This window comes from Lentzea chajnantorensis (assembly GCF_054300775.1).
In genome coordinates, this window is the sequence record NZ_JBSDZT010000002.1 from 3,351,008 (window position 1) to 3,367,012 (window position 16,005).

Here is a 16,005-nt window from a genome sequence, read left to right on the forward strand (position 1 = left end):
GCTGTGGTAGGGCAGCGTTTCTCCGCAGCCGCGGGGTGAAAGGAAATCGGGTGTCGGGGAATCGGAACGGGCTGTTCCGCGGCCGCGAAGGAGAACGGGCGCTGCTCGACGGCGTGCTGGCCGAGGGCACCGGTGTGGTCCTCGTCGACGGCGCGGCGGGCACCGGCAAGACCCGGCTGCTGACCGAGACCGCCCGCACCGCCGAACGCCGCGGCTTCACCGTCGTGACCGCGCGCGACGAGCTGGACCAGCCGTTCCTGCTGGCCCGCCTGGCCGAACGCGAACCCGGCGGTCCCACGCTGGTCGTGCTCGACGACCTGCACCTCGCCGAGCCCGGCACCCTCGCCGCACTGCGCGCGCTGCTGCCGAACTCCGTGCAGCAGCAGGTGGTCTGGCTGCTCGCCCGGCGCTGCGGTGAGGGCGCCGACCGCCTGTTCGCCGCCCTCGCCCGCACCGCCGCGCACGTCGAGCTGCGGCCGTTGCCCGACGACGTCGCCGCCCAGCTCGTCGCCGATCTCGCCGGCGGCGTTCCCGACCACGACCTGTGTGCGCTCGCCGCCACCGCCCAGGGCAACCCCGCCGCCCTGATCCGCCTCGTGACCGCACTGCGCGACGACGACCAGCTCGTGGTCACAGGGGAACGGGCCGCGCTGCGCACCGACGGGTCGCCGCGCCGCACGGAAGCGTTGCTGCGCGAGCGCATCACGGCCCTGAGCGGCGGAGCGCGGCACCTGCTGCAGGTCGCGTCGGTGTTCGGGCCGCGGTTCGAACCCGGTGACGTCGCCGAGCTGCTCGCCTCCAGCACCGCGGTCCTGGTGCCCGCGCTGGACGAGGTGATCGGCGCCGGCCTCGTCACCGCGGCCGAGGACCGGCTCGCGTTCCGCCACGAGCTGGTCTGGCGGCTCGTCGCGGACTCCGTGCCCGCACCCGTCCGGCGCGCGCTGCACCGCGAGGCGGGGGAGATGCTGCTGGGGCGCGGGGACGCCGCGGCCACGGCCGCCCGGCACCTGCTGCACGGCGCCCGGCGCGGTGACGTGCGGTCGATCGACGGTCTGGTCACGGCGGCGAAAGCCGTGCTGTGGCAGGCACCTGACGCCTCGGCCGAGCTCGCCGTGCGGGCGCTGGAGCTCACCGACCAGACCTCGCCGTCGCTGCCGAACCGCACGGTGACCGCCGTGCGGGCCCTGGTCGCCGCGGGCCGGCTGACGGCGGCCCACGCGCTCGCCGAGGACTCGGTCGCGGGCCAGGTGCCCTCGCCCAGCGCGGCGAAGCTGCGGCACTGCGTGGCGGTCACGACGTTGCTCGGCGCGCGGTGCGCCGAGTCCGCGGAGCTCGCCGACGTGCTGCTCACCGAGACCGACCTGCCCGCGGAGCTCGTGCCCTGGGTGGAGATCACCCGGCTGATGGCGTTGCTCGGGCACGACCGGCACCGCGCCCGGGAGGTGGCGGACGCGGTCGTGCGCTCCCGCCGGGGTGCGCCGGACGACGTGCTCGCCACGGCCCTCGCCGTGCTCGCGGCGCTCGCGCGTGACAGCGGACGTCCTGGCACCGCACTGGAACTGGCCCGTGCGGGCGCGCGGGCGGTGTCTTCCCACGACCTGTGCGCCTACCCGCAGCTGCTGCTCGCGACCCTGCACGCCGGGCTGCGCGAGTTCGGCGAGGCCGAAGGCCTGCTCCGCCGGGTCCGCGGCGGGCCGTCCTCCGTCGTCACCAGAGAGCTGCTGACCGCCGTCGTGCACGCGCGCGTCCTGTTGCAGGCAGGGCGGATCGAGGAGGCCGCCGCCGAGGCCCGCACCGCGCTCGCCGCCGCCGAGGACACCGGGCACACCGTCCTGCTGGCGCCCGCGCTGGTGGTGCTCGCGCTGGTCGCCCTGCACACCGGCGACCTGCCCGCGGCGGTCGAGCACGTCGAGCGGTACCGCGGCACCGGCCAGGTCGACGGGATCGTCTTCTCCCACGGCTTCTACCAGTGGGCCGACGTGCTCGTCACCTACGTGCACCGCGGCCTCGAACCGGCGCTGGGGCTGCTGCGCGGCCGGTACCCGGACCTGGTCGAGTCGGGGCTCTTCGCCGAGGAACCCCGCGCCGCCGGGTGGTTCGTGCGCCGGGCCGCCGAGGCGGGCGACGACGGGCTCGCCAAGGCCGTGGTCGACCGGGTGGAACAGCTCGCGGAGGAGAACCCCGGCTTCCGCGCGGTGGCCGCGACCGCCCTGCACGTCCGAGGCCTGCTCGACGGCGACACCGCGCTGCTGCGGCTGGCCTCCGAACAGCACCGCGACCCGTGGGCGCGCGCCAACGCGGCCGAGGACCTCGGCGCGGTGCTGGCCGCGACACCCGACCGCGCCGCGTCGGTGAAGGCGCTGGAGACCGCGCTCGGCCTCTACCGCGAGATCGGCGCGTCCCGCGACGGCGCCAGGGTGCTGGGGCGGCTGCGCAAACTCGGCCGGCGCCGCCGTGCGGCACCGGTGCGGCCCTCGTCCGGATGGTCCAGCTTGGACGACACCGAACGGGCGATCGCGAACCTGGTGGCGAAGGGCAGGACGAACCGGCAGATCTCGACGCAGCTGTTCATGTCACCGCACACGGTGAACTTCCACCTGCGCAAGATCTTCCGGAAGCTGGGGATCAGCTCTCGCGTCGAGCTGGTGCTGAGGTCCCGGGACGAGGACTAGGGACGACCTGGGCGCGCTTGGCCTGGCGGCGCAGCTGCATGATCCGGGCCGCGCCCACGACCGCGACGAGCAGCCCGCCGCCGATCGCGGCGAACAGCAGCGCGACGCCCAGCGGCAGCGTGCTCTGGCCCCCCAGGAAGTAGATGGTCGTGTTGCCGCCGTTCTGCAGGATGAACACCAGCAGGAAGATCAGCACGACGAGCGCGACCAGCACGGCCACCCAGGTGCCGCTGATCCTGGTCGGCCGCGGCTTCCTCTTCTGGGCGACGGTCCCGGTCGTGTCCCCCGGCGTGGTCGCGGGCGGGGTCGTGATCGGGGTCGTCGGCGCGGCAGACGGCGCAGTCGACGCGGAGGTCGGCTGCGGGGTCGGCTGCGGGGTCGGGTCGGTCTCGCCGCTGGGGGTCGCCACAGCACCATTATCGGCGCCCCGGCACGATTCCGCGCGCCGGCCGGAGGTGGGTCAGAGGCGCCGCAGACCCGACAGAACCCGTTCGAGCAGCGCCATGTTCGGCTTGTCGCCGGGTTCGTGCACGGCGACGAGGTCCAGCGTGATCAGGTCGCTCAGCAGCACCCGCGTGACACCGAGCGGGATCTTCATGAGCGCGGAGATCTCCGCGACCGACCGCGGTTGCAGGCACAGTCTCATCATCTGGGACTGTTCGGCGCTGGCCCGGTACAGGCGTTCCTCGTCGGTCGAGAGCAGCGTCTCCAACCGGAGGTCGTGGCGGGCCGCGGTGCGGCCACCGGTGCGGGCGTACGGGCGGACCAGCGCGCTGTCCCGCGCCGACACCTGCTGTTCTTCTTCCTGCATCAGCCACTCCGGAGGCGGTTCCGGCGGTCGCCGGCGCGTCGGGTGCTGACGGGGTAGCTGCTGCGTCTCCAGACCGCTCGCGTCATCTCTTCCATCGGCGCGCAGGCGTGCGCGAGTCGCCGGAGACCCGAAACGTGCCCCGGTGTAACCGATTTCCGTCGCTTCCTCGTCGTGCACGTGCCCAAGCTATAACGAGATCGGCCAAATGTATGTCGATCACGTTGCCTTTTTGTGCCCCAGGTCGAATCTGACCTGGATTGCGGTGCCCGACGACGTCGTTTGGGTGCGCACGAGGTCGGCCAAACGGTTCACCAGCAACAGACCGCGACCGCCTGGATCGTTTGCGTGAACGGGTGTGCGTCCGGCCAGAACATCGGTGATGTGACCGTTGTCGTTGACTTGGCAAACAATGCTCTCGCTTTCGGTCCAGACCCGGACGGTGCTCTCGCCGCCGCCGTGCCGGACGCTGTTGGTCGCGAGCTCCGTGACCGCGAGTGCGAAGTCGTGGACGCGGTCGGGCGCGAGACCGAGCTTCGTGGCCTGCTCGCGCGCGAACGCCCGCACCGCCGCCATCGCCCCGGCGCCGACGCTCGTGCCGGCGGCGTCCTCCGGGATGGGCAGCGGCATCGTGTGCGCTGCGACGACGACCCGCGCGGGGTGGAAGTGGTCACTGGGGCGGTGACCGCCGGCGTCGATCACGACCGGGTGGGTCTTCTCGGCGTCGGCGAGGACGTCGTGGCTGAGCCCGGTGGTGTCGTACGGGCACAGGATGCTCAGGTCGCGGTCGCTGAACGCGTAGTTGACCAGCGCCTCGTGCAGCGCGCACGCCGGGTACTCGACGTCGCTGCGGCCCTCCCACACCGGTTCGGCGATGATCCGCAGCGGCCCGCGGTGCCGGTCGGCGAACGCGCGGAGCTCCGGGATGATCCGGCCGGGGTTGCGCCCGGCGTCCGCCATGTCGAGGAAGGTGACGAGGTGCGCGAACCCGCTGAGCGCCTCCCTGAGCAGCGCGAGGTGGCGGTCCGGCACGGCGACGACCACCGGTTCGGCGTTCGCGAGCCCCTCCACGACGAACGGGACGATGCCGTCGATGTAGGACTCCTCGTCGGAGTAGAACAACGCCGGATGTGCGAACGTCATGTGCCACCTCTCGTCAACACCCCGGGGTGCGCACCCGGCGCGCTGTTCAAACCATCATTTCTTGACCCTGACACCGTGTCAGCCCCTACACAGGAGCAGTCGTGTTCACCATCGGAGACTTCGCCCGGCTGGGGAGGGTGTCGGTGCGGATGCTGCGCCATTACGACGCGGTGGGGCTGCTCCCGCCGGCTCACGTCGACCCCGGCTCCGGCTACCGCTTCTACACCGTCGCCCAGCTGCACCGCCTCAACCGCCTGGTCGCGCTGAAGGACCTCGGCCTGACCCTGGAACAGGTCCGCGTCGTGCTCGACGACCAGCTGTCCGTCGAGCAGCTGCACGGGATGCTGTCCCTGCGGCGGGCCGAGCTGCGCCAGCGGATCGTCGCGGACGAGTCGCGGCTGCGGCGGGTCGAGGCACGTCTCCGCGCCATCGAGAGAGAGGGCGCCATGCCCACCGACGACGTCGTCGTGAAACCCGTCCCGTCCGCGCGAGTGGCCAGGCTGAGCGCCACCGCCGCCTCCTACGGGCCCGAGGACATCGGCCCGGTCATCCAGCCGCTGTACCCGGAGCTGCTGTCACGGGTGGAACGCGCCGGGGTGCGGATCACCGGCTACGGGATCGCGACCTACGAGCCTGCCGAGGGGGACTCCGTGCTGGTGCGGGCCGGTGTCACCGTGTCGGTCGAGCCGTCGGACGCCTACGACTTCGAGGTCGTGGACCTGCCGGCGCTGCCGCAGGCGGCGACCGTCGTGCACCGCGGACCGATGGACGACGTCGACGTCACCTACCAGACCGTGGCGACGTGGATCGAGGCCAACGGCTACCGGCAGCTCGGGTTCGCCCGCGAGGTGTACCTCGACTACGGCGCGGGCGACCCGGCGGGCTGGGTCACCGAGCTGCAGCTGGAGATCTCCAAGCCGTGACGGTGATCACGGCGGCCAGCGCGAGCAGGCCCACCGGCAGCGAGGCGACCGCGGCGAGCCCGCCCACCAGGAGCGGGCCGCCCGCGTCGCCGAGCTCGCGGCCCACCTCGGCGCTGCCCATCGTCTGGCCGAGGCGTTCCTCCGGAGTGGACCTGGCCAGCGCCGCGAACGCCAGCGGTGTCACGACGCCCGTGCCCGCGCCGATCAGGACGGCGGCCGTGAACGCTCCCGGCAAGCCCGGAACCAGTGCGGCCGCGACGAAACCGAGTGCGACGGCCAGCAACGCGGGGCGCGGGCTCGTGATGCGGCCCGCGTCGTACGCCCGGCCGGCGCGGGGCTGCACGACGGCCGCCGTGAGCGCCAGCACCGAGACTGCGGCACCGGTGACGACCGGGCCGTGGGCCGCCGCGGCGACCGGGAGGAAGCCGACGCCGGTGGCCAGCGCGGCGGTGGCGGCGGCGAGTGCCGCGGTGGGGCGCAGGAAGTCGCGGCGGGACAGGCGCCGCACCAGGTCGAGCACGGTCTGCCCGGTGCGCGGCAACGGTTCCAGCCGCGGGACGGTGAGCGACCACAGCGCGACGGCCACCGCCAGCCCGGCCATCGTCAGGAACAGCACGTCGAAGCCGCCGAAGTGGATCAGCACGCCGCCGAGCAGTGGACCGGCGGTGTAGCCGATGCCCTTCCACGCGCCGTAGCGGCCGAACGCCCGGCCGCGCGCGGTGTCCGGGGTCAGCCTGGCCACCAGCGCACTGGCGGCGGGGGAGAACGCGGCGGCGGCCACGCCCTGGCCGAAGCGGGCCACGGCGATGCTGTCGACGAGCACGAACGACGCGGAGGCGAGGGCGAACGCCAGCAGGCCGCCGAGCAGGACCGGGCGCGGGCCGACGCGGTCGGCCAGCGAGCCGAAGACGGGTTTCAGCACCACCTCGGCGCCGTCGTAGAGCGCGAGCAGCAGACCCAGGGTGAGCAGGTCCGGCTCCAGGAAACCCAGTCCGGACGCGACGCCGTGGGCGCCGAACGCCGTCACGAAACCGGCCGCGCACAACGGCCACACGCTCTTCACGTGCCTAAGTCTGCTGGCCGCCGAGGAGGTGCGCCACGGCCCGGTGCAGCCGGTCGGAGCGGTCGTGCAGGCCGAGTGACCGCAACGTCGCCAGCTCGCCGCGGTACCAGGCCCGCCGGTCCGCGGTGGACCGCCGCTGGTCGACCAGTGCCACGTAGTGCTCGACGACCCGGGAGATCGCCGCCGACGCGTCTCCCTCCTGCCGTTCCCGGGCGAACAGCCGGACCAGGTCCGGCACCCGGTAGCGGTCGATCGTCACGCTCTCCAGGAGCCCGGCGTCGATCAGCCGCTCGGCGATGAGCGACGCCTCGGTCTCCGACCGCCCGATCAGCGCGCCGATCGTGTCGGCCGCGACCACCGGCAGGTCCAGCGCGCCCAGCAGCCGCAGCGCCGAGCGCTCAGCCGTGGCCAGGCCGTCCCACGCGCCCGCCAGCCGGTCGCGCACGCTGGTGTCCTGCCACGACAGCAGGTCCAGCCGCCGCCGGGGGTCGGCGAGCCGCGCGGCGAAGTCGGCCAGCGACCAGTCCGGCCGGGTCGCGAGGCGGTCACCGGCCAGCCGCAGCGCGAGCGGCAGCCGTTCGCACAGCCGGGCGATCTCGGCGGCGGGTCCCTCGCGGTCGCCGACGTGCGCCCGCAGCAGCTCCGCCGACGCCGCGCCGGACAACCGTCCCAAGTGGACATGTGCACGGCCGGGCACGCCACGCACCGGTCCCCGCGACGTCACCAGCACCCCCACGCCGGCCGGGACCACGCCCACGTCCGGCACGTCGTCGAGCACCGCCAGCACGCCCGGCGGCAACGAGTGCAGCGCCTCCGCGGCCGAGAAGTGCAGCACCCCCACCGGGAAGTGAGCGGCGACGGAGAACGCGGCGTGCGCGGCCAGCGCCGTCTTGCCCACGCCGACCGGGCCGTGCACCGCGCACACCTGTCCCGCAGCCAGCAACCCGGCCACCGCGGCGATCTCGCGCGACCGCCCGATGAGCAGCCCGCGCGGCGGCGGGGTGCGCGGCCGGGCCCGCACGGGTGCGGGGCCCAGCAGCGACGGGTCCTCCTGGAGGATGCGCTGCTGCAGGTCCCGCAACGGTTTCGACGGTTCGATGCCCAGCTCGTTCACGAGCAGCCGGCGCAGGTCGCGGTAGGTGCCGAGCGCGTCGGCCTGGTGCCCGCACTTGTAGAGCACGAGCATCAGGTGGGCGTGCAGCCGTTCCCGCAGCGGGAACTGCGACACGAGCAGCTTCAGCTCCGGCAGCAGCGCCTCGTGCCGGTCGAGCTTGATCTCGGCGCCGATCCGCGCCTCGACCACCGACAGCTGCGACTCCTCCAGTCGGGCCCGCTCGGCCAGCACCGACGGCGTCAGCGGCACGTCCGCGTACGGCACGTCGCGGAACACCGCCAGCGCGCGGGTGAACGCCGACACCGCCTCCTCCAGGTCGGAGGCCGCACGTCCCTGTGCCACCAGGGTTTCGTAGTAGTGCACGTCCATCGCGCCGGACGGCACGGCCAGCTGGTAGCCGGGTGCGCGGGTCAGCAGCACGCCGTCGTCGCGCAGCGCGTGCCGCAGCCGCCACACGTACCCGGCCAGCAGCCCGGAGGCGGACGCGGGCGGGCCGTCCGGCCACAGGTCGGAGATCAGCCGCTCGGCCGGCACCACCTGGTTGGCGTTGAGCAACAACGACGCGAGCAGTGCGCGTTGCTTCGCCGACCCGATGGCGCGCCACGACGAGCCGTCGAAGACCTCAACCGCGCCGAGGATCCGGAACCGCACCCGTCACCTCCCCGAGGTCGGCGGCGAGCCTGCGGCGGTCGATCTTCCCGTTGCCGTTCAACGGGAAGCCGGAGACCGGGGAGAAGGTGCGCGGCACCATGTAGGCGGGCAGCTCGGTGGCGACCAGGGTCTCCAGCTCGGCGGGGGAGGCGGTGCCGGTGTAGACGGCGTGCAGCTCGCCGACTGCCAGCACCACCACGTCCTGCACCAGCGGGTGGCGCCGCAGCACCGACTCGACCTCCCCGAGCTCGACCCGGTAGCCGTGCACCTTCACCTGGTCGTCGAGCCGGCCGTGGTGCACCAGCACGCCGTTCTCCCACCGCACCCGGTCGCCGGTGCGGTAGCGGCCGCCGAGGAACCGGCCGACGTTCTGCTCGGGGTCGAGGTAGCCGGAGAAGCACTGCGAACCACCGACGCAGAGCTCCTCGTCCTCGGTGACCTCGTAGGACAGGTGCGGGTAGACCTCGCCGATCGGCACGGTCCCGTTGGAGGTCACCGGCCACACCTCGGGCAGCCGGTAGCCGGTGCAGGTGACGGTCAGCTCGGTCGGGCCGTAGAGGTTCTCGATCGTCGAGGCGGGTGCCGCAGTGGCCCACACCCGTGCCGCGTCGAGCGTCAGCTGCTCGCCGGCGAAGAGGCTCCAGCGCAGCGACGGCATGGCGTTCGGCCGGAGCTGGCGCAGCCGCCGGGCCAGCGAGATCACCGACGGCACCGAGAACCAGTGCGTGATCTCGTTGTCGTTCACGAACCGCACCGGCGCCATCTTGTCGTCCGGCCGCGCGACGACGACGGACGCGCCCGCCGACCACGCGACGAACATGTCGAAGACGGACGGGTCGAAGGTCAGCTCGAAGGTCTGCGACAGCCGCGAGTCCGGCGTGACGCCGTACCGGGCCACGTTGAAGTCCAGGTACTCCAGCACGTTCCGGTGCCGGATCGGCACGCCCTTGGGAGAGCCCGTCGAGCCGGACGTGAACAACGTGTAGGCCACGTCGTCCGCGTCGCCGTAGTACGGCTCCTCCCAGGGCTTCCCGGTGCCCACCTCCGACACGACGTGGGTCACCGAGGCGGCGGAGCAGATGGCCGCCACCCGTGCGGCGGGCCAGTCCGGGCTGATCGGCACGACACCGGCACCGAGCCGCAGTGCCGCGAGGTAGCCGACGTAGGCGTCGACGGTCCGGGTGGCCGTGACCCCGACCGCCGCGGGCACACCGCCCGCGTCCCGCACGACCTGCGCCGCCGTGCGCAGCACCAGGTCGTGCAGGCCGGCGTAGGTCCACGACGAACCGGCGACCAGCGCCACCGCGTCGGGGTGGTGCTGGGCCGTCGTGGCGAAGCGCTGCCAGAGGGTCACGCCTTCGCCTCCTCCGGCTTGTCCTTCTTGTCCACGCCGTCCGCCTCGTCCTCGTCCTCGTCCGGCTGGTCCACCGCGGCCACGGCCTCCGGCGTGACGACCAGGAAGAACGGGACGACGATCGCGAGGCACAGCGCGGCGAAGATGCCGAACGCCCAGCGGTAGCCGGCGAACTGCGCGATCACACCGGACAGGAACGCCGCGATCGGCGAGGCACCCCAGGCGATCATGCGCGCGGCGGCGCTGTAGCGGCCCATCATCTCGGCGGGCACGAACGTCTGCGTGATCACGCGCGAGTTCGCCGTCCACATGACACCACCGGCACCCGCGACGAACGCCGCCGCGCCGATCACGTACGCGCTGCCCGGCTCGGCCGGGAGGAACGCGGGCGCGGCCACGAGCGCGAACGAGCCGATGATGTCGACGAACATCGACCAGCGCCGGCCCAGCAGCTTGTTGATCCACCCGACCAGCAGCGACCCGACCACACCACCGGCGCCGAGCCAGGTGAGCAGCAGACCGTACTGCTCGGCGGACAACCCGAGCGGCCCGCCGACCGCGTACACCGGGATCAACGCGAGCCAGGCACCCCAGCAGGCCGCCATCACGGTGATCATCATCGACATCGTGCGCAGCAACCTGTTGCCGAACAGGAAACCCAGGCCGTCCTTGATCTCCGCGTTCACCGACTTGCGCTCGGTCGTCGGCTCCACCTTGAACTTGCCGACCAGCGAGATCAGCAGCAGGGCGCCGAGGGCGTAGACGATCCCGGAGACGCCGAACGCCACCGCGAAGCCCGCCGCCGTCAGGAAACCGCCGATCGGCGTGCCCAGGAAGCCGTTCGCGAGGTACTCCAGGCCGGTGATCCGCTCACTGACCTTCTGCCAGCGCTTCTTGGGGATGGCGTTGGGCAGGATCGCCGCGCCGGACACGCCCGCGAGCACGTCGGCGAGACCGAGCACCAGCGCGACCAGGTAGATCAACGGCAGGTTGACCATCTGGAAGAAGTACGCGAGCAGGATCGCCGCGACCGACAGCGTGCGGGCGATCTCCGCGGCCATCATGAGCGTGCGGCGGTCCATGCGGTCGACGAAGACGCCGATGTGCAACGAGGTCAGCAGCCACGGCAACGTCATCAGCGAGGCCACCGCGGTCACCACGATCGGCGAGGTCGTGATGCCGACGGTGAGCAGCGGCAGGGCGACCCTCGTCACCGCGTCGGCGATGTTCGTGGTGCCGGTGAAGGCCACCAGCAACCATTCGTTGCGGCGCGCCGTGGCAGGACGCAGCTCGTCGGGTGAATTCACGGCAGTTCCCCGTCCGTAGGGCCATTTGGTTTGTGAATGGGCAGCTCGGAAAACGTGATGCCGGGGCTTGTGAACCGGTGTTTTCGCAGGTGGTGACCGGTCCAGCGAGCGCGCACGAGCTACCTCTCCATTCCAGGGTGACTCACTATTACCCGACGTCGAAGGCCTGTCCAGCCCGTACAGCGACATTCCATCCGGCGAACATCGAGAAAACATCGGCGACGCTGAAGCTTGCGCTCATGTCCGACCTGGATTCGGTGATTGCCCGGTACGCGTCGACCGACTTCGACGACTCGACCCCGCTGCTGGAGGCGGGCCTCGAGTCGCTCGCGCTGCTGCGGCTCGCGGTCGAGGTCGCGACGGACGACGACGCGGAGATCGACGCCGCACGGCTCGTCGACCTCCGCACGGTGGGGGACCTGAAGGGCTGGTTGCGCGACTTGGAGGGAGCGGCGCAGTGACAACTCCTTATGGGCTGCCCATGACGGAGTCCCAGAAGGGACTGCTGGTCGTCGACGCGGGCGCGCCGGCGGACTCCGTGCTGTACAACCAGCTCGTCCGCCTGGACGTCGACCCGGCGCTGAGCGACGAGGCGGTGTCGCGGGCGCTGCTGACGCTGGTGACGATCCAGCCGGCGATGCGCGAGGTGTTCGCCGCGCTGCCGCAGATGCACGCCTCCCTCACGCCGCCGCCGGTGGTGGTGCCGATGGAGCGGGTGACCGTGCAGCCGTGGGAGTTCGAGCAGGCGGTCGCGGAGGTCGCGGAACGGATCGGGCGCCCGACGTTCGACCTCGCGCGCGGCCCCGCCTACCGGTTCGCGCTCGTCCGCGCGTCCGACGGCAGCGCGGCCGCGATCCTGCTGGCGGACCACCACATCATCCTCGACGGCATCTCGCTCGGGCCGTTCGTGCGCGACCTGGAGGCCGCGCTGGCCCAGCCGCTGTCGCGGGAGGAGCTCGCGGCCAAGCGGGAGGCGCGGGAGACCGCGTTCCGCAAGGAGCTCGAGGCGCAGACCCGCAGCGCGAGCCCGGAGCGCGTGGCGGAGCGGGCGCAGGAGTGGGCGGCGCAGCTGCGCGAGGTGCCGCCGCTGGTGCTCTCGCCGCGGCCGGGCCGCCCGTCCTACACCTCGTTCACCGGCGCGCGGATCAGCTGGACCATGTCCGAGGCGGAGGGCAGGGCGCTCACCGACCTGTGCCGCCGGCTCGACGTGACGCCGTTCGTGGTGTTCAGCGGCATGTACGGGCTGGTGCTCGCGCGGCACGGCAACGTCGGCAGCGTCCTGGTCGGCAGCCCGTTCATGGCCCGGCGCACGATCGGCGCGTTCGACCTGTGCGGGTTCTTCGTCAACACCCTGCCGGTCACCGTCGAGGCCGAGTGGTCGCGCACGGTCGACGAGCACCTCGGCAAGGTGGTCAAGGGGGCGGTCGACCACTGCCGGTCCAATGTGGACATCACGTTCAACCAGCTGGTCGCGCACGCCCGCCCGGAGCGCTCCAGCAACCGCAACCCGCTGTTCTCCGCGATGCTCGCCATGCAGGACACGTTCTCCGAGTCGCGGGGCTCGGTGCTGCGGGTGCACGAGCTGGGCAACGGCAACGCGAAGTTCGACCTGTGGCTGGGCGCCACCCCGGTCGACGGGCGCTGGCAGTTCGAGCTGGAGTACGACCGCGAGCTGATCTCGCCGGCCACCGCCGACGGTCTGCTCACGTCGCTGCGCTCGGCGATGCGGCGGGCGCTCGCGGACTCGTCGGTCGCGCTGGCCGACCTGTTCACCGACTGGCCGGTGCCGCGCACCGACGGCTGGCACCGCCCGATCCCGGACGGCTCGTTCGCGTCGATCATCGAGGACGTCGCCGCCGACCGGCCGGACGCCGTCGCGATCGAGACGCCGGACCGCGCGTTCTCCTACCGCGAGCTGGTCGCCGCGGCCCGCCGGGTCGCGAACGGCCTGGCCGCCAGGGGGATCGGCCCCGGTGACGTGGTCGGTCTCGTCAACCAGGACCTCGCCGACACCACGATCGCCATCCTCGCGATCCTGCGCCGCGGCGCCGCCTACCTGCCGCTCGACCCGACGCTGCCCGACGAACGGCTCGCGTACATGATCGAGAAGGCGGGCTGCGCGTTCGTCCTCGGCCGTGACGCCGAGGTGTCCACACTGGACGGACCGGACGCCGAGCTGGTCGCGAGCACCGAGCACCCGGTGTACGTCATGTACACCTCCGGCTCGACCGGCAAGCCCAAGGGCGTCGAGATGGGCCACGGCCCGCTCGCGAACCTGACCTCGTGGCAGCTCGCCGCGCTGCACATGGACGCCGACACCCGGTTCCTGCAGTACGCGCCGCTCGGGTTCGACGTGTCGTTCCAGGAGATCGTCCCGACGCTGGTCGCGGGCGGCACCATCGTCTCCCGCGAGCCCGCCGACCGCCGGATGTTCCCGGCGGTGCTGAGCCGGATCGCCTCGACCGAGGTCACGCACGTGTACCTGCCGGTCGCGGCGCTGCGGCCGCTGGTGCAGCTGGCGAACGCCCGCGGCGTCGTCCTGCCGCACCTGCGCTACCTGTGCGTCTCCGGCGAGCAGCTGATGGTCGACGACGAGGTGCGGACGTTCTTCGAACGCCACCAGCACTGCGTCCTCGTGAACCTGTACGGACCCACGGAGACGCACGCCGTGACCTCGCACCGGCTGTCGTACCGCAGCCACGAGTGGGCCGCGCACGTGCCGATCGGCCTGCCGTACCCCGGTGTCGAGGCCTACGTCGTGGACTCGACCGGGCACCTCGCACCGCCCGGGGTGGTCGGCGAGCTGTACCTGGGCGGGCTGTGCCCGGCCACCGGGTACGTCAACGACCCGGAGATCACGGCCCAGCGGTTCGTGCCGGACCGGTTCGCCGGCGGCGGCACCATGTACAGCACCGGTGACCTGGTCGTGCGCGATGACGACGACGTGCTCACGTTCCTCGGCCGCGCCGACGACCAGGTCAAGATCCGCGGCTACCGGATCGAGCTGGGCGAGATCGAGACCGTCGCGAACCGGTGCCCCTCGGTGCACCAGGCCGTCGCGGTCGTGCGCGGCGACGGCGTGGACCGCGAGCTGGTGCTGTTCGTCGTGCCCTCCGGGCAGCTGGACGCCGACGCGATCAAGGCGGAGATGTCGCGGTCGCTGCCGTCGTACATGGTGCCGGTGTGGGTGTTCGAGCTGGACACCGTGCCGACGACGCCGACCGGCAAGACCGACAGGGACGCGCTGGTGGCCCGCAGCGACGAGCTGCTCGTGGCACCGGAGGAGCCGGAGACCGTCGAGTACGAGGACGAGCTGGAGCGTGAGCTGGCCGGGATCTGGTCGGGGGTGCTGAACGTCGAGCCGATCGTGCGCGACCGGCCGGTGCTGGAGTACGGCGCCCACTCGCTCACGATCTTCACCGTCCTCGCCGAGGTGCAGGAGCGCTACGGCGTCCCCGTGCCGATGATCGACTTCTTCGGCTCGCCGACCGTCGCGACGCTGGCCGGCCTGGTCCGCGCCGGGAAGGCGGGCTGATGCTCGGCCGGCTGATCACCCTCGTGCGCCGCGGCGACCGGCCGTCCGCGGTGCTGCTGCCCGGCGCCGGCGGCGGGCTCAACCCGTACCTGCGCCTGGCCACCCACCTCGGCGAGACCCACAACGTGCACGCCGTCCGCGCGGCCGGCCTCGTCCCCGGCGAGGAACCCGAGCACACGATCGCGGAGATGGCCGAGTCGGCGGACAAGGCGCTCGCCGAGGCCGGGGTGGACCCCGCCCTGGTGTTCGGCTGGTCGCTCGGCGGCACGGTCGGCTGGGAGCTGTGCCAGCGGCTCGCGGGCGCACCGGACCTCGTGGTGGTCGACAGCTCACCGCTGCCCCGCGTGTCCACCGCGGAGGACGACGCGGAGCTGCGCGAGTTCATCGTCGGCATGCTCGGCCCGCGACCGGACCCGGACACGGCCGACCGCGTGCGGGCCACGTTCGACACGCAGGTCGCCGCCCTCGCGGAGTACCACGGCACCGGCACCCACGCGGGTCGCGTGCTGGTGCTGATGTGCCGGGACGACGACTTCCGCGACCGGGAGGCTGCGGCGGCGCGCTGGCGCGAGCTGGCACCCGACCTGGTCGGCGGCACGCTCGCCGCCTCGCACTACTCCGTCTTCGACCCGGCACACCTGCCGGAGCTCACGGAACGACTCGACGCTTTCCTGGGGGTGCGGGCATGAGGCTCGCTGTGGTGAGCGGGGGAACCCGCGGGATCGGGCTGGCGCTGAGCCGGCGCCTGACCAAGCTCGGCTTCGAGGTCGTCGCGCTGTACCGCTCGGACGCCGCGGCCGCCGAGGCGTCGGGACTGCGGACCTACCAGGTGGACGTGGCCGACCCGGACGCGGTCGCCGTCGTCGCCGACAAGATCGGGCCGATCTCGGTGCTGGTGAACAACGCCGGGGTCAACATCGACCGGCCGTTCCTGGAGATGTCCGTGCAGGACTGGAAGACCGTCGTCGACACCAACCTGTCCGGTGCCTTCTACCTGACGCGGGCGTTCGTCCCGATGATGGACGACGGCACCGTGATCAACGTCGGTGCCACGACCGGCATGCGGGCGCGGGCCAACGGCGCGAACTACTGCGCCGCCAAGGCCGGCCTGCTGCACCTGACCAAGTGCCTGGCGCTGGAGCTCGCGCCGAAGATCAGGGTGAACTGCCTGATCCCCGGCATGACCGAGACCGACGAGCTGGTCACCCGGTTCCGGCTGGACGACCCGGTCGCGCGGGCCCAGGTGATCTCCGAGATCCCCGTCGGCCGGATGGGCACCGTCGAGGACGTCGCCGACGGGCTCGAGTTCCTCGTCAACGGCACCTACGTGACCGGGCAGAAGCTGATCGTGGATGGTGGCCAGTGGATGTGGTGACGCGTGCGGCGCAGGCCAGAGCGGCCGCCCCGCCCCCCGGCGACGACCGGTACGCCGAGT

13 protein-coding genes are annotated in these 16,005 nt (G+C 72.5%); 6 read left to right on the top strand and 7 right to left on the bottom strand.

The window, feature by feature from the left end; translation table 11 throughout:
- Positions 1–50: 50 nt before the first annotated feature.
- Positions 51–2,672 carry a LuxR C-terminal-related transcriptional regulator gene (locus ACVDFE_RS17250; RefSeq protein ID WP_458431042.1) on the top strand — a complete coding sequence of 874 codons (2,622 nt, stop codon included), beginning with the start codon at positions 51–53 and terminating at the stop codon, positions 2,670–2,672.
- Here the strand turns inward: ACVDFE_RS17250 and ACVDFE_RS17255 are convergent.
- From ACVDFE_RS17255 to ACVDFE_RS17265, 3 genes are all read right to left on the bottom strand, one after another.
- Positions 2,626–3,081 (bottom strand): LapA family protein, encoded by a 456-nt coding sequence (locus ACVDFE_RS17255; protein ID WP_458431043.1) that lies wholly within the window; start codon positions 3,079–3,081, stop codon positions 2,626–2,628. The two genes, ACVDFE_RS17250 and ACVDFE_RS17255, sit on opposite strands and share 47 nt — an antisense overlap.
- A 51-nt stretch (positions 3,082–3,132) precedes the next feature.
- On the bottom strand, positions 3,133–3,483 hold the full coding sequence (locus ACVDFE_RS17260; RefSeq protein WP_360392077.1) for a DUF742 domain-containing protein: 351 nt from the start codon (positions 3,481–3,483) through the stop codon (positions 3,133–3,135).
- A gap of 216 nt (positions 3,484–3,699) precedes the next feature.
- Positions 3,700–4,623: an anti-sigma factor RsbA family regulatory protein gene (locus ACVDFE_RS17265; RefSeq protein ID WP_360392074.1), complete on the bottom strand. Its 924-nt coding sequence runs from the start codon at positions 4,621–4,623 to the stop codon at positions 3,700–3,702.
- Positions 4,624–4,724: 101 nt separating this feature from the next.
- Here ACVDFE_RS17265 and ACVDFE_RS17270 point away from each other — a divergent pair, with 101 nt between their 5' ends.
- Positions 4,725–5,546: a MerR family transcriptional regulator gene (locus ACVDFE_RS17270; protein ID WP_360392071.1), complete on the top strand. Its 822-nt coding sequence runs from the start codon at positions 4,725–4,727 to the stop codon at positions 5,544–5,546.
- On the opposite strand, the gene ACVDFE_RS17275 is transcribed toward ACVDFE_RS17270, so the two are convergent.
- The 4 genes from ACVDFE_RS17275 to ACVDFE_RS17290 are packed head-to-tail and all read right to left on the bottom strand — an operon-like array spanning position 5,512 to position 11,035.
- A complete protein-coding gene (locus ACVDFE_RS17275) occupies positions 5,512–6,609 on the bottom strand; it encodes an MFS transporter (RefSeq protein WP_458431044.1) in 1,098 nt (365 codons plus the stop codon). The two genes, ACVDFE_RS17270 and ACVDFE_RS17275, sit on opposite strands and share 35 nt — an antisense overlap.
- A gap of 4 nt (positions 6,610–6,613) precedes the next feature.
- Positions 6,614–8,374, bottom strand: a complete 1,761-nt coding sequence (locus ACVDFE_RS17280; protein ID WP_458431045.1) for a BTAD domain-containing putative transcriptional regulator — start codon at positions 8,372–8,374, stop codon at positions 6,614–6,616.
- Complete coding sequence (locus ACVDFE_RS17285) at positions 8,346–9,728, bottom strand: AMP-binding protein (protein WP_360392063.1); 1,383 nt, start codon at positions 9,726–9,728, stop codon at positions 8,346–8,348. The genes ACVDFE_RS17280 and ACVDFE_RS17285 overlap by 29 nt, the downstream gene beginning before the upstream one ends.
- Positions 9,725–11,035 (bottom strand): MFS transporter, encoded by a 1,311-nt coding sequence (locus ACVDFE_RS17290; protein ID WP_360392060.1) that lies wholly within the window; start codon positions 11,033–11,035, stop codon positions 9,725–9,727. The genes ACVDFE_RS17285 and ACVDFE_RS17290 overlap by 4 nt, the downstream gene beginning before the upstream one ends.
- 239 nt (positions 11,036–11,274) lie before the next feature.
- Here ACVDFE_RS17290 and ACVDFE_RS17295 point away from each other — a divergent pair, with 239 nt between their 5' ends.
- The 4 genes from ACVDFE_RS17295 to ACVDFE_RS17310 are packed head-to-tail and all read left to right on the top strand — an operon-like array spanning position 11,275 to position 15,945.
- Entirely contained in the window at positions 11,275–11,496 is a 222-nt protein-coding gene (locus ACVDFE_RS17295) for a phosphopantetheine-binding protein (protein ID WP_360392057.1), read from the top strand.
- A gap of 20 nt (positions 11,497–11,516) precedes the next feature.
- Positions 11,517–14,570, top strand: coding sequence for a non-ribosomal peptide synthetase (locus ACVDFE_RS17300; RefSeq protein ID WP_458431046.1), 3,054 nt, complete (start codon positions 11,517–11,519; stop codon positions 14,568–14,570).
- Positions 14,570–15,259, top strand: a complete 690-nt coding sequence (locus tag ACVDFE_RS17305) for an alpha/beta fold hydrolase (RefSeq protein ID WP_458431047.1) — start codon at positions 14,570–14,572, stop codon at positions 15,257–15,259. The genes ACVDFE_RS17300 and ACVDFE_RS17305 overlap by 1 nt, the downstream gene beginning before the upstream one ends.
- The gene (locus ACVDFE_RS17310) at positions 15,256–15,945 is read left to right on the top strand and encodes an SDR family NAD(P)-dependent oxidoreductase (RefSeq protein WP_458431048.1); all 690 of its coding nucleotides are present in this window, start codon (positions 15,256–15,258) and stop codon (positions 15,943–15,945) included. Before ACVDFE_RS17305 ends, ACVDFE_RS17310 begins: the two co-directional genes overlap by 4 nt.
- The last annotated feature ends 60 nt before the right edge of the window (positions 15,946–16,005 follow it).